We start from the raw sequence: 13,875 nt of genomic DNA, 5'->3' as shown, positions 1-13,875 counted from the left end.
GGATGGTCGGGTCGCCCGGGAGACTCACTCGTCCCCGGCAACCCGACCACCAGGCTCCTACGACCTGCAACCATGACCTACGACGCCAGGCGGGCCGTGGTGACGAAGAAGGTCGCCGTCGCGGTGAAGGCGTTCCGGCGGGAGAGATCGCCCAGGTCGTCCTTCCACCGCGCCGCCGCCTCCTCGCTGACGACGCCCTGGGTGAGAGCAGCCGTCAGGGCCGGCTCCAGCACCACGCCGAACGCGGACGCGTGGTCGTTCAGGGTCGCCATGACGGGAACGACCTTGATGTCGGTGAATCCGGCGTCGGCGAGGTGGTAGGCGTTGTGGGTGCCGGCGTGGGGATTCGGGACGGCCGAGCAGAACGCGTCCTTGACCGCGTCGGTCGTCTCCGGGATCCGCGAACTCACCACCATCGACGCGAGATCGGGGTCCGCGAGAACGATCGTCCCGCCCGGCCTCAGCACTCTGCGGGCCTCGGACAGCGCCTCGGCGGGATCGGGGAAGTGAAGGAAGGTCCGCTCGGACCGGTACCACGACAGTTCAGCGTCCTCGAACGGCAACTCGAAGGCGCTGCCCCTGACAACGTGACAGTGCGGGAACCGGGCCAGGGCCGCGTCGACCATGGCCTGACTGCTGTCGACCCCCACGGCGTCCTTCCCGAGCCGTACGAGATCCGCGACGGCGCGTCCGGCGCCGCACCCGATGTCCGCTCCCCTGCTCTCGGCGGCCTCCACGGCGCGATAGGTGGCCTCCCGCACCGCGCGGCCACTCTCGCTCTCCTCCATCTTCCGCAGATAGGCGATGAAGTCCTCGGGGACGGCGGAGGAATCGACGTCATGGAAGCGTGCGGCAAGGCTTTCGGCGGTGCGTGGTCCGGTGGTGTCCACGTGCTGCTGTCTCCCGTCAGGAGGGTGCCTGATGCTTCAGTGCTATGAGGTTTCGCAAGATTTACCGATAGCCCCCAACTTAGCTTAGTAATACGGGAGTTGACAGCGATTCGGGAGGGACGGACGCGTTCGGGAACACGCGAACGGAACGGACACCTCCTGATCCCATACGCCCCCCGATCACATCGGAACAACTCGGCCAACATCGGCGCATGCACTTATGGCGGAGTCATGACAAGGTCGCGACCCTGGACTCGCTCCCTCGCGACCCACGAGCCGACGAGTACCCGATGCCGATCGTCCCGTACGGCTCTCCGCAGCGCGGAGCTGCGCCCGAGCAAACCTGAGTACATCCCCCACTTCGCCTCGCTCGACCCCCAGGCCCCCGTGCCGCCTGCCTGGACGGTCTGCGGATCGCCGCGTCCCTCCTCAGCTCCACCGTCCGCGACACACCGGCCGAAGCACGCGCCTGGCACCCGTGGGGCCGCTCCGACGCCACCGGTTTCGCCGCCATGGGAATCACCGAACTGGCCGTCCACACCTACGACATCGCCCGGGCCCTCAGCCTGCCCTGGACCCCGCCCGACGACCTCAGCACCCCCGTCCTCAACCGTCTCTTCCCCGACGCTCCCCCGGGGCACAGCCCGTCCGACACCCTGCTGTGGTGCACAGGGCGTATCCCGCTACCCGCCTGGCCCGGCGCACGGAGTGGAAGTGGGACGGAAGGCCCAGCCAGTCCACCGACCCGTCCCGGGCTGTCAGAGCGGCCGTGCGGCCGTCACCGATCACCGCGTACTCCCGCAGCGGAGCGTAGCCACCCAGGCGCGAGCCCCCGGCCGACAGGTTCGGATCGGTTGCCGGAGAACCGTTGCCGGTTCCCATGCCACCACCTTCCCGTCCGCTCCCCGCAGCCGCCCGCGCACCGGTTCTCGTGCGCCCACACGCCGTGAGGCGGTTGTTCGGGCAGGTGAGAGGCGGGCGAGCCCCTGGGTTCGCCCGCCTCTCACCTGCCCTGCCGCGCCGGGTCAGTGCTGCTGCCGCTTGCCGTGGTAGCGCTGGGCGAGCCGGGCCAGGGCGACCGCCCCGAGCAGGAGTCCGAAATCGCGCAGGGCGATGTCGTAGTAGCCGGGGACGCTCAGCAGGTTGACGATGATGCCGCCCAGCCAGGCGGCGACCAGCCAGCCGCCGAAGCGCGGGGCCAGGCCCACGACGACGCCTGCCACGATCTCGATCACACCCACCGCGTACATGGCCGCCTGGGCGCTGCCCGGCACGATGTCGTTGATCCACGGTGCGAGGTAGGCGGGCCAGTCCACGAGCAGGTTGGCGAACTTGTCCAGCCCGAAGAGGATCGGCGCGACCGTGAATCCGGTGCGCAGGATGACGAACGCCTGGTAGCCGGGGTCGGTGAGGACGGCCCGCCGCGAGGGCGCCGGAGTGGTGGTTGTGGTTGCGGACGCCATGACGCACGTCCTTTCTTCTATAGACAACTCTCACCATCTATAGAAGCGCGCACAGCTTCTTTAGTCAATGACTGTTGGTTTTACACTGATGTTCGTGGACCACTCGACGGAAGCACCCCGCACCGACGTCTCCGCCGTCGCCGCTCTGGACGAGCCGACCCGCCGGAGGCTCTACGACCATGTCGTGCGCCGGCCGGGACCGGTCAGCCGCGACGAAGCCGCCGAGGCGCTGGGCCTCACCCGGCAGACCGCTGCCTTCCACCTGGACCGTCTGGCCGACGAGTCACTGCTCGACGTCGTCTACCAGCGGCGCAGTGGACGCACCGGTCCGGGAGCGGGCCGGCCCGCCAAGCTCTACCAGCGCTCCACCAGGCAGGTCACCGTCAGCCTGCCCGAGCGGCACTACGAACTGGCCGGACGGCTCCTCGCCCAGGCCCTGGAGGAATCGGAGGTCACCGGTGAACCGGTTCGGACGGTCCTGCACCGAAAGGCCCGGGAACTGGGCACACAGCTCGCCGCGCAGGACCAGGCGGATGTGTTCGATCTGCTGGAGCGCCACGGATTCGAGCCCCGCCATGACGCCGACGCCATCGTCCTGGGCAACTGCCCCTTCCACGCCCTCGCCCGCGAGCACACCCAGACGGTGTGCGGCATGAACCTCCACCTGCTCGGCGGCGTCCTCGACGGGCTCGGTGAAGGAACCCTCCAGGCTCGCCTGGCCCCCGCCCCCGGCCACTGCTGCGTCCGTCTGGAGCCGGCGCCCTCCCCGCCCGGGACCGCCGGTGCACCGGAAAGGCGCCTCTGACCCACCCGCCGGGGCACGTGGAGACGATCCTGGGCGACGGGCACAAACACCCTTGTGAAGCTCGGATCGCTCCTGCCGGACACGAGGTCACAGGCGCTCAGGCGCACGCCGGCAGCTTCGGTCACGTCCCGCCGCCCAGGTCGAACGATGCCCAGCGGACACCGTCGGCGGACAGGCGCCAGTTTCCGGCGCCGAAGCTGTCGCCCCACAGATAGAAGAGCGCTGTCGTGGTCACCCAGCCCGACATTCCTCCAGAGCCCGCGCGGCGCGCGAAGGAACGACCGCCATCGGTACTGCGCCAGACGCCGTCCTCGCTGTGGATGGTCAGACTGCCGTCGGCGCCGGCGACCGGTACGCCGAGGATCGAACGCGGTTCCACGCCCTTGCGGTGCACGAAGACCTGCTCCCAGGTGTGCCCGCCGTCGGTACTGCGGTGCAGGCTCAGCAGGCCGTTCTTCACGTCGGTCTCGTCGGGCAGAGGTCCCGGCCGGGCCGCGTACAGCACCTTCCCGGCAGCGACGACCCGCGCCGCTCCCCCCTCCCCCTGGGCCCCCGGCAACCGGGACGTGCGCCAGCTACGCCCCCGGTCCTCGCTGACTGCGAGCGCGGGTTGGCCGGAGCGCGGGTCACGGCCGAAGACGAAGAGCCAATTCGCCGCGCTCTCCCCCGCCGGGCTGATCACGCCCTTGAGCGGGGGCTGGGTGGCCAGCGTCCGGAACTGCCCGGTGGCAGGCAGGACCGCCAGCAGAGGAGACCGCTCGCATCCGTTTCCCTCCCGGTCCACCCGCAAGCAGCCCTCGACCAGGGCACCGCCCTCGGGCACCACCGCGGTCGTGCCCGGGGGACGGCTGGAACCCTGCCGCCAGCTGCGCCCTCCATCGCTCGTGAACCAGGTCCGTTCCGGCGGCGGCCACCTGCCCTCGGTGAGCAGCGCACGGCCGGGCCCCAGCACCATGAGTTCTGCCGCGATGCCGTCGTTTCCCGTCGTGTCGGGCAGCGGGGACTGCCTGAGCCGCCAGGCGTCCCCGCCTTTGTCGAGCACGGCGACTCTCTGCCGGCAGCCCGTCTTTCGGCACTCACCGAGCAGCGCGAACCCGCTGCCGTCCCGGGCGAAGCGGACGTCGACCGCGTCGCCCGGCAGGTCCGGCGCCGACGGGATCACCGGAGACCTCACCCCCGGCTCCAGGGGGACACGCCCGCCTGAACTCGTGCCCGGGTTGGAGCACGCCGCCGTGAATGCCAAGACACTCAGAACAGCGGCCACCACCATCCCCCTGAGCCTCCCCATGGGAATCCCCCGATCCGCCTCGTCCGCGATGTGCCGTCGTTTCTGGTACACCGCTCACCGCGCCCGAGTTCCCATTTCCTCGCGCGGAGGACCTGCGGCGGCACCGGGGCCCGCGTCAGACAAGCTCGGGTTGCGGTTCCGGTTGACGCTCTGGTGCGGCCTTCGCTTCCCACAGCTTGGTGGTCCGCACGTAGCCGTAGATCACTGAGGCCATCGCGAGAATGAGAAGGGGTCCGTACACCCACGGATGTTCGGCCATCTCCGTCGGCAGGTAGCGATATGACAGCAAGAGCGCGGCGAAGACCGTTGTGCCGTAGGTGACCAGCTGGATTCCCGGCCGGTCCCAGCCGCGTTCGAGCGAGCGCAGCGCTGCCTCGATCGTGAGTGTGAAGACCACGCCGGCAATGAGATCCACGCCGTAGTGGTAACCGAATCCGAGTGTTGCGGCGAGTGTGGCGATCAGCCAGAACGTGCCTGCGAACCGCAGAACCCGTGGCGCCTTGCGGGAATGAATGAAGATCGCGGTGGCCCACGCCGTGTGCAGGCTCGGCATGCAGTTGCGTGGGGTGATCTCGTCGAACGGCATCGGCTGCGGGGTATTGATCGGTGGCGCCGTGTCCGGCCACAGGTTGGCCACCGCCCAGTGCCCGCCGTCGGCGCCGTAGGCGAAGATCGGTCCGACCACAGGGAAGATCATGTAGATGCCCGGCCCCACGAGGCCGATGGCCAGAAAGGTGCGCACCAGATGATGGCTCGGGAAGCGGCGCTCGACCGCCACGTTACGCAGCTGGTAGAGCGCGACGACGACCGCGGCCACCGGAAGTTGCGTGTAGACGTAGTCGAGGGCATGGGCGCCGATCGGGCCGCCGGCCGTGACGATCCGGCCTACCAGCCACGACGGGTCGCCCAGCGCGTGATCGGCGGTTGCCACGTACTGGTCGAGCACCATGGGGCGCGTCTCTGACGTGATGAGCAGCCAGGTATCGCCGGTCTTGCGGCCGGCCACCAGCAGGAGGCCCAGCCCGACTCCCTTCAGCAGCAGGACGCGTTCCCGGCCGGTGCGGCGCGTGACAGCGATGACCGCACAGCCCAGAATCACCCACAATGCACCGTTGCCGAAGGGGTGGCCGTCGGTCATCTCGGCGTCGATGGGCCACCGCACCAGCAAGAAAACGACGTCGATGCTGATCGCGGCACCAGCCGCGATGAACCGTTCTCGCCGGGTGAGCACCACCATCACCAACGCCATGCTGGCGTACAGCAGGAAACCCGATTTGGGAGCGAATACCACCTCTTGCGCCTGGGTGGTGATCGGCCCCGGTAGACCGTAGTCACGCGCGACAATCTCCAACGCGACGAGGAACCCGAAGGTCGCCACCCCTGCCGCGGCCCACAGCAGTACCCGTGGTTGACGCCACGCATCGAAGGCGAGTCTGCGTCTTATTCGCGAAAAAAACCGAGATGTCATAGATATCAATTATTTGACCAATTTATTAGACGTTAGGTAAGTAGGTCACTTCTGCGCTATATGCCAGTTTTCCGGTGAAGGGTGGACGATGGAGGTGTCATTAGTAAGTTGGATCATGCTATCGGAGCGGTACGGCGTATTTCGCTCGTTCCGGGTGGTGCGAGGTCGGTCCGGTCCTGCCGGGTTTCCGAGTGGCACTGAAGTGTGTGCACAAGGTCGTGAACCGGCAGCGTGAGCGGGAGCTTGGCGTACCGCCAACACGCCGAACCGAGCGATCAGTTCCGCTTTGCGACGAGGTCCGCGGGCGAGCGCCCCGGCTTCCGGGTGGTGGACCTGTGGCGTGAGCCACAGCGCCCACCGCCGGCGCCGTGCCCGCTGACATCGCGAGCGTCGCCACCCGGCCGGTGACGGCGGCGTGACCGCTGCTCGTCGGCCGTCCTGTGTCGGCACCGTTCCTACATACCCGGAGGGAGCGACCGGGACCGCTTGTCGAAGCTGTCCCGGTCGGGCCCGATCACTGCTTCGTGAGCCACTCCTCGAAAGTGGTCGGCGTGATGCGGGCGCCCTCGCCGGGCAGGAGCACGTCACCGGCCATCGCCCGGCCGAACAGCGACAGCCGGGCCGACTGGACCGCGTGGTCTTCACCGTGTTCGGCGAGGACGACCAGGACGCCTACCGAGCGGTCCTGGCCGATGCCGCTGGGACGGCGCCGTCCGCAGGCCGGTGAGGAGCCTGCAATTCGTTGGCGGACGGGGTTGCTGCCCACGAGGATGCCCGCATGGACTCGGATGAGCGCATCAACGAACCGGCGGTGACTCGGTGGACGCCCTCCACCATCTACCCCGACATGTGGGTCGACCCGGACGACGACCCGCGCGAGACCGACGCCGAAATCGTCGATGAACGCGGCACGCTGCTCGACAACCTGCGCTACTACCGCCTCACCATCGAGCTGAAATGTGAGGGCCTGGACGCCGAACAGATGGCCCGGCGCTCCGTACCACCGTCCACGATGTCCCTGCTCGGGCTGGTGCGGCACATGGCCGAGGATGAACGGCACTTGCGCCGGATGGCCGGCCAAGACTCGCCCAGGATCTACCGCACCCCCGAGGACCGCGACGGCGACTGGAACGGCGCGGTCGCCGATCCGGCGGTGGTGGAGGACGCCTGGCGTCAGTGGCGGGCCGAGAGGGCACTGACCGACCGGTTCATAGCCGGCTTCACGGATCTCGGCACCCGACCTGGTGGGGACGCGCAGCTTCGCGACATCCTGGTGGCGCAGATCGGGGAGTACGCGCGGCACTGCGGCCACGCCGACCTCCTGCGCGAACGGGTCGACGGCCGAGTAGGCCAATGATCATCGCGACGGGCGTGCCGTTCCGCGGAACGGCACGCCCGTCGGGACAGGTACCGCCGGAACCATCGATCAGCGCTGTTCCGGCGCACCGAGCAGATAGGCGATGACCGCGGCCTGGAGCTGCCTCTTCGGTTCGGTCCACGGCAGGTGCCGGTCCGACTCGGGCGGCGGCCGGATCCCGCGGGTCGCGCATCCGCTCCGCGGTCATACGCTCCGTGATCTCGGCGCGGACCACCGCCATGCCCGCCCGCTCAGCGACGGTGAGCGCATTCGCGCCGCCCTCTTCGAGCAGTTCTTCCCCCTCTCCGTCCCACCCCTCCCCGCGATCACGCGGGGCATGGTCTGGAGGTGCACGGTGATGACCGGGCAGTCCCGGTTCCCGCACGAGTCCCTGGGCATGCGCGTGGTCTTCGGCCCCGGAAGGATGACCCAACTGCCGCGGAGAGCCGAGAGGTTGCGCCTGCGTAGGCTGCTGGCGCTGGGGCCACTCCCGGGCAGCGTGCCCTCGCCGAGCGTGCGGCCACGTTGCTCGGCGACGCATGCGCCGGAGTCTTCGCACAGGCACGGATGCATGTACCCGTCGACGTCGTCGTGAAGGGTCTGGACGTTGCGCGGGAGGCCGGTGCGGATGGCTGCGTGGCCATGGGCGGCGGCTCGGCGATCGGTCTGGACAAGGCGATGGCGCTGAAGTCCCAACTGCCCCTGCTCGCCGTCCCGACCACCTACGCGGGCTCCGAGATGGCCCGGGTCTGGGGGCTCACCGAAGACGGCCGCAAACGCACCGGCCGCGCCCCCTCCGTCCTGCCGCGCAGCGTGCTCTACGACCCCGAACTCACCCTGGACCTGCCGGTCGACGTGTCGGTGACCAGCGGTTTCAACGCCATCGCGCATGCCATGGAAGCCCTCTACGCGCACGATGCCTCACCTGAAACATCCCTGATGGCCGAGGAAGGCGTCCGGTCCCTGGCCGGCGCGCTGCCCGCGATCGCCGGCGACTCACGCTACCTCGACGCCCGCACCGAGGCGCTGCGCGGCGCATGGCTGTGCGGAAGCCGCCTGGGAGCCACCACCATGTCACGGCACCACAAGCTCTGCCATGTCCTCGGCGGCCCTTCGACCTGCCCCACGGCCCCACCCACACCGTCCTGCTCCCCCATGTCGCCGCCTTCGACCTGCCCCACGCGCCGCAGCCGACCGCGCCCTCCGCCGCGCTCTGGCCACCGACGACGTACCGAAACACCTCGCACGGGTCGCCGCCGAACTCGGCGCCCCTCGAACGCTCGCCGAACTCGGCCTCACGGAGCACGACTTCAGCGAAGTGATCGCCAAGGCCGGCAGTCGTCCGTACGCCAACCCTCGGCCCGTCTCGCCGACGACATCCGAGCAATCCTGAAGGACGCCCTGCGGGGCGCGCTCGCTTCGGAGGAGTCCTCCGGGTAGTGGGAGTGATCCGTGTTGGCCACCGCCTGGCCGAACCCCCCTTCGTTCACGTCACTGAACAACGTTCAACTGATTGACACCTCCGATGAATTGCTGGTTGCCTTGTGCGCCGAGCCTCCGGCGACTCCGCGCACCCCTTGGCCACGGACCACTGGAAAGGCACACCCGCATGACGAAGAACCGACACCTTCTCGCTGTCCTGGTGACGGCGCTGATGATCGCTCTGCTGGGGACGGCAGAAGCTATGCCCGCCAGAGCCGACGCGGGAACTGCCCCCGCCACTCGCCACGGCTGGGCGGGCACCTGGGAGGCGGCGGCCTCCGGCACCACCCCGGCCCTGCCCGGCGCCTCCATCCGGAATGTCGTCCACACCAGCGTCGGCGGACGCGCCGCGCGCGTCCGTATCACCAACCGGCTCGGCACCTCCCCGCTCGAACTCGGCGCCGTAACCGTGGCGTTGCAGGAGAAGGGCGCGCCGAACAGCCCGAACGCCGTCGCCGGCACGGTGCGCACCGCCACGTTTCGCGGCGCGGCCTCGGTGACCGTCCCGGCCGGCGAGGACGCGGTCACCGATCCCGTGCCATTGCTGGTGCCCGCCGCCGCCAACCTCCTGATCACCGTCTACACGCCGACCGACTCCGGCCCGGCCACGTACCACCGTTCTGCCCTGCAGACCAGTTTCGTCGCCCCTTCCGGTAACCACGCCACCGACGAGAGCGGATCCGCCTACACCGAAACCACCGGCTCCTGGTACTACGTGACCGGTGTGGACGTGTTCAGCCCGCGCACCGCCGGCAGCATCGTCGCGCTCGGCGACTCGATCACCGATGGATCGAAATCCACGTCCAGTGCCAACCGCCGCTGGCCCGACCGACTCGCCGAACGGCTGCTGGCGCTGCCACCGCACCGCCGACTCGGCGTTCTGAACGCCGGCATCGCAGGCAACCGGGTCCTGCTCGAGGGCACCGGTCCGAGCGCCCTGTCCCGGCTCGACGCCGACGTCCTGTCCCGCACCGGGGTACGCGCGATGATCCTCATGGAGGGCATCAACGACATCAAGGGCAACCCCAACCAGACCGATCCGGCCGCGTTCCAGGACGCCTACCGCGAGATCGTGCGGCGCGCCCATGCCCGCGGTATCCGTGTCATCGGCGCCACCATCACCCCGTTCGGCGGCAACGGCGGTTACACCGAGGCCCGGGAGGCCGTACGGCAGGCGGTGAACGGGTTCATCCGGACCAGCGGACTCTTCGACGCCGTCGTGGACTTCGACGCCGTGGTCCGTGACCCCGCCGAGCCCAACCGCATCCTGCCCGCCTACGACCCGGGCGACCATCTGCACTTCAACGACGCGGGCCTCAAGGCGATGGCCGACGCGATCGACCTGGACACCCTCCGCTTCCCGCCCGTGCCGAGCGCGGCACGCGACGCCGCCTGAACACCCACCCGCGGTGGCCGCCCGGGAATGGCCCGGGTGGCCGGCGCCGGCTTGGCGAGCAGGTCGAGGCCCGCTTCCCGGCAGAGGTCACTTCGTCACCACCAGCGAGAACTCGTACAGGTCGCCACGGCACAACGACTCGCCGTACTCCGCGACTTGCCCGCGGTCGTCGAATGCCGTGCGTCGTACGAGGAGGGCGGCGGAACCCTCTTTGACGCCGAGCAACCGGGCTTGACGGCCGGTCACGTTCACCGCCCGGATGTGCTGGGTGGCACGCACCACCCGTACTCCGTGGGTGTTCCGCAGCGCTTCGGACAGCGAGCCTTCGAGGAGTGACTGGTCGAGGTTCGGAAAGCGCTCGGCCGAGAGGTAGACCGTTTCCAGGCAGATGGGGAAGTCGTCGCCGAGGCGCAGGCGTTCGATGCGGTGCAGAGCTGTACCGGGGTCGACGCCGAGTGCCGTGGCATGGTGCAGATCGGCCTCGACCAGCTTCGCGGCGAGGAGTTCGGCGCTGGGGTGGTAACCGCGCGAGCGCAGGTCCTCGGAGAAGGAGGTGAGCGTGGACGTCTTGGTGATCCGGGGATGCGAGACGAAGGTCCCCACGCCCCGCACACTGCGGATGAGGCCGTCCTCGCGCAGCGCCTGGAGCGCGCGCCGGGCGGTCGCCCTGCTGACGTCGTACCGCTCGGCGAGCTGCCGTTCGGTGGGCAGCGCCTCGTCGGGCCGCATCCGGGCGATATCGGCCTGGAGCAGCCGCCGCAGTGCCTCGTGCTTGTAGGAGTCCGTCTGCGGGCCGTCGTCCCTGCGCCTGTCCTCGAGCGTCACCATCACTCCGCGGTTCGCACGTGTCCGCTACCCCCGAGAGGCGCGGTAACGGGGCACCAGCGTACGCACCACGTCCAGTGTCGCCCCGGCGGCCTGGGGATGGTGCGTCGCGATGTCGCTCTGGCCGGCGGTCCACCGCTCCTCCCAGTCGATCAGGGATACCTCGAACTCCTCAGCCTGGTACGGGGATCCTGACTCGAGGGCCCGGACGATGTGTTCGCACCAGCTTCGCCAGCGCGGTAGTTAGAACGAACGGACCAGGCCTGCCCAGTGCCGGCCCGAGTAGTCGTGCAGCTCGCTGCGGGGGTGTCCCCAGAGCGTGATGATGCGTCGCGCGTTGGCTTCGTACAACGCGGCTTCGGCGGGGGTGGACGCCCAGCTTCCGGCGTCGGCGAGCCAGGCGTCCAGCCGGTACTCGGGGCGGGTGGCCAGCAGCCGGTCCAGGTCCTCAAGGGTGGTGAGCAGCGCGGTCGCGGCGTGCCGGAAGCGGTCGGCGTCACGGGCCAGGGCCGCGTCGGCCGCCCGACGCTGCTGGGCGCACGCCACATGGGTGAGCACCTGCGCGGTGACATCGCACAGGTCCCTGCCGAGTGGACCCGCGCTGTCCTCCCGTGTCGCCTCGCCGACCAGGAGCAGCCACGCTTCGGCCAGTCCGGGTGGCACGGTGGGTGAGGGCGGCGCCGCCAGGTGCACCGGCGACTCCGGGCGCAGATCACCCCTCAGCGTTGGCCGGCAGACGACGACCGACCCCGGTGGTCCGGGGGCGTCGGAGGTGTAGACGGTGGCCCGCAGAAGCTCCCAGGCGCGCAGCAAGCCGTGAGTTCGGCGCCCGTACCGGGCCTGCGTCCAGCTCTCCAGCCACCCTGCCAGGTCCGTGATGGCGCCCTGCCAGGCGACGTCGGCCAGCAGCTCGTACAGGACCGGGTCGCCGCCGAAGGCCTCCATGCTCGCTCCGACTCCGCAGAGCGAACCACCGCGTGCGTCGGCGCCCGCCCGGCCGGGGCCGACGGCGAGTTCTGCCAGCTTTCCGTAGAGGCCGGGCCGTCCGCCCAGGTTGTGCAGCATGCACCACACCCATGGCTTTCCCCGGTGGCCGTCGGTCTGCCGCCACACCGGTGTGTGCTCGGCCCACAGGTCCAGAATCAGCATCCGGTCGTCGGGGACAGCGTCGAGGAAGGCCCGGGTCCGTTCCGCCGTCCAGTAGTCGGAGCGGTAGGAGAAGGGCCATGCCTGGTGCACCCACGTTGCCTGGTCGTCCACCGCGGTCATGGCACCGTGCACGGCCCGCGCGACCCGGGCGAGGTCGTCGGGGCCGGTCACCGGAGGTGTGGTCTCGATGAACGGATCGGCGGCGTAGAGGTGGTCGGTGCCGAAGAGACGGGTCTGTTCGGTCAGCAGCGTGGTGCCGAAATCCTCGAACAGCGGGTCGCGCGGGTCCAGGACCCCGACCTCGAAATCCCACCAGCCGAGCGTCGTCGACCGGGCGCCCCGGCGTGCGATCAGTTCGCGGGGCGCATGGCCGGAGAAGCCCTGGAGGACCGGCCGCATGCCCAGGGCACGCTCCCGGTCCAGGATGCGGCGGCCCAGGTCCGCATGGCTGTCGATCCAGCTCTGCGGCAGGGGCCCGCACCAGCCGTCGAGTGAGGCGAGCCAGTTCCAGGGGAGGTAGGCCGGGCCGCCGAGGAACCGTCGGGCGGCCTCGTCGTCGAGACCGAGGCGCAGGAGGGCCCGTTGCCAGGCAGCCTCCACACCGGTCATCGCCAGCGGCGTGGTCACGCCGTGCAGCGCCATCCAGTCGATGTGGCGCTCCCAGCGCGTCCAGTCCCAGAACGCCGTGGTGTAGCCGAACGTGCAGATGTTGAAGTGGTAGCGGTGCAGGTAGGGGGAGGTGGTCCGGGCGGCCGTGCCGGTGCGGGGCAGGCGGTCCGGCAGCCGGGGCACGGGGGCGTCCCAGGTGATCTGCGTCCGGCAGGCGGTCCGCAGATACCAGCGCAGTGCCGAGGCCACGGCGACACCGCTGGACCCGCGCAGCGCCACCCCCGATGGCCCGGCGTCGACCTCGAACCAGTCGTGCCCACCGCTCCCGGGCCCGACCGGTTCGACGTCGACGGTGAACTCCGCGGCCCGGTCCCCGACAAGCCGCTGAAGCAGCTGCCGGGCGGCGAGGCTCACCGCGCTTGCTTCCTCGGGTGATGTCATCGTCCGGACGGCTCCTGACGAGGGCGACTGTGGTACGTACCACGCATGACGAGGCTAGGTCGACCGGCTCGGGACGGTCAAGGAAGTGGGGTGCCCACAGGGCTGGTTGGGGCGGGGTCTGGGCAGCTACGGAGCCCTCTGGTACGGTCCACAGCCAGGCTGACGGCCCCGGCGACCCGCCCCGCCCGGACCCGCACCACCCGCCCGCCGCACCACCCGCCCCGTACGAGCTCCTCCCCCACACCGGCTCGACACCTCAGGTGGCCTCGACACGATGAACGCCGATCTCGCCTACTTCGCCGCTCGGCTCTGCGGGAGAACCTCACCACGCCGGCCACCGCCCAGCGGGCCACCGTCGTACCGCTGCTGCGCACGGCTGGGACTCGCGCCGGTCAAGGTGATCGCCGACCCGGCACTCTCCCCTGCCGCCCTCAACGCGCAGGCGCAAGCGGTCCGTTGACAGTGCGGCAGTACGACGGCGACGACGCCGAGCGCCACGGCAGCGGCCTGCCCAGAAGTTCAGGATCCAGAAGTTCAGGATCAGGAGTTCAGGATCCAGCAGTTCAGGAACCGCTGTCCGCTTGGCCGACACAGCGATTCGTACGGCCGGCCCGCGGCCTACCGCGGCGCGGGAGCGCACGACCGCGGTGCACTGAGGCGGCGGTCCCCATTCCTGGGCGGCGCAAGGGGTTGGTACGGCCG

General features: G+C 69.9%; 11 protein-coding genes and 1 pseudogene. 5 read left to right on the top strand and 7 right to left on the bottom strand.

The window, feature by feature from the left end; genetic code table 11:
* Positions 1-77 precede the first annotated feature (77 nt).
* The gene (locus EF387_RS11630; RefSeq protein ID WP_128376432.1) at positions 78-890 is read right to left on the bottom strand and encodes a methyltransferase domain-containing protein; all 813 of its coding nucleotides are present in this window, start codon (positions 888-890) and stop codon (positions 78-80) included.
* A 1,025-nt stretch (positions 891-1,915) separates the two neighbouring features.
* Complete coding sequence (locus tag EF387_RS11620) at positions 1,916-2,353, bottom strand: hypothetical protein (protein WP_128376431.1); 438 nt, start codon at positions 2,351-2,353, stop codon at positions 1,916-1,918.
* Positions 2,354-2,441: 88 nt separating this feature from the next.
* Between EF387_RS11620 and EF387_RS11615 the strand changes: the two genes are divergently transcribed.
* The gene (locus EF387_RS11615) at positions 2,442-3,158 is read left to right on the top strand and encodes a helix-turn-helix transcriptional regulator (protein ID WP_128376600.1); all 717 of its coding nucleotides are present in this window, start codon (positions 2,442-2,444) and stop codon (positions 3,156-3,158) included.
* Between the two features lie 121 nt (positions 3,159-3,279).
* Here EF387_RS11615 and EF387_RS11610 read toward each other — a convergent pair whose 3' ends face one another.
* The 3 genes from EF387_RS11610 to EF387_RS48195 form a co-directional block, all read right to left on the bottom strand.
* Positions 3,280-4,332, bottom strand: a complete 1,053-nt coding sequence (locus EF387_RS11610; RefSeq protein ID WP_128376430.1) for a WD40/YVTN/BNR-like repeat-containing protein — start codon at positions 4,330-4,332, stop codon at positions 3,280-3,282.
* A 229-nt stretch (positions 4,333-4,561) separates the two neighbouring features.
* Entirely contained in the window at positions 4,562-5,914 is a 1,353-nt protein-coding gene (locus tag EF387_RS11605; protein ID WP_128376429.1) for a phosphatase PAP2 family protein, read from the bottom strand.
* A 514-nt stretch (positions 5,915-6,428) separates the two neighbouring features.
* Complete coding sequence (locus tag EF387_RS48195) at positions 6,429-6,680, bottom strand: hypothetical protein (RefSeq protein WP_238431456.1); 252 nt, start codon at positions 6,678-6,680, stop codon at positions 6,429-6,431.
* 12 nt (positions 6,681-6,692) lie between these two features.
* Between EF387_RS48195 and EF387_RS11595 the strand changes: the two genes are divergently transcribed.
* The 3 genes from EF387_RS11595 to EF387_RS11580 all read left to right on the top strand — a co-directional run bounded on the left by EF387_RS11595 (position 6,693) and on the right by EF387_RS11580 (position 10,149).
* Positions 6,693-7,271, top strand: a complete 579-nt coding sequence (locus tag EF387_RS11595; RefSeq protein WP_128376428.1) for a DinB family protein — start codon at positions 6,693-6,695, stop codon at positions 7,269-7,271.
* Between the two features lie 525 nt (positions 7,272-7,796).
* Complete coding sequence (locus EF387_RS11585; RefSeq protein ID WP_338058104.1) at positions 7,797-8,711, top strand: iron-containing alcohol dehydrogenase; 915 nt, start codon at positions 7,797-7,799, stop codon at positions 8,709-8,711.
* Between the two features lie 169 nt (positions 8,712-8,880).
* Positions 8,881-10,149 carry an SGNH/GDSL hydrolase family protein gene (locus EF387_RS11580; RefSeq protein WP_128376427.1) on the top strand — a complete coding sequence of 423 codons (1,269 nt, stop codon included), beginning with the start codon at positions 8,881-8,883 and terminating at the stop codon, positions 10,147-10,149.
* 87 nt (positions 10,150-10,236) lie between these two features.
* On the opposite strand, the gene EF387_RS11575 is transcribed toward EF387_RS11580, so the two are convergent.
* Together EF387_RS11575 and EF387_RS11565 are read right to left on the bottom strand one after the other, a co-directional pair.
* Complete coding sequence (locus EF387_RS11575) at positions 10,237-10,977, bottom strand: GntR family transcriptional regulator (RefSeq protein WP_128376426.1); 741 nt, start codon at positions 10,975-10,977, stop codon at positions 10,237-10,239.
* A 24-nt stretch (positions 10,978-11,001) separates the two neighbouring features.
* Positions 11,002-13,173: pseudogene (locus EF387_RS11565) on the bottom strand (alpha-N-acetylglucosaminidase).
* Positions 13,174-13,447: 274 nt separating this feature from the next.
* On the opposite strand from EF387_RS11565, the gene EF387_RS11560 reads away from it, so the two are divergent.
* Positions 13,448-13,633, top strand: a complete 186-nt coding sequence (locus tag EF387_RS11560) for a hypothetical protein (RefSeq protein WP_128376424.1) — start codon at positions 13,448-13,450, stop codon at positions 13,631-13,633.
* Positions 13,634-13,875: the final 242 nt, after the last annotated feature.

This window comes from Streptomyces cavernae (assembly GCF_004023625.1).
Classification (GTDB): domain Bacteria; phylum Actinomycetota; class Actinomycetes; order Streptomycetales; family Streptomycetaceae; genus Streptomyces; species Streptomyces cavernae.
The sequence above is the reverse complement of the archived record's forward strand: the minus strand, read 5'-3'. Positions and strand labels throughout refer to the sequence as shown.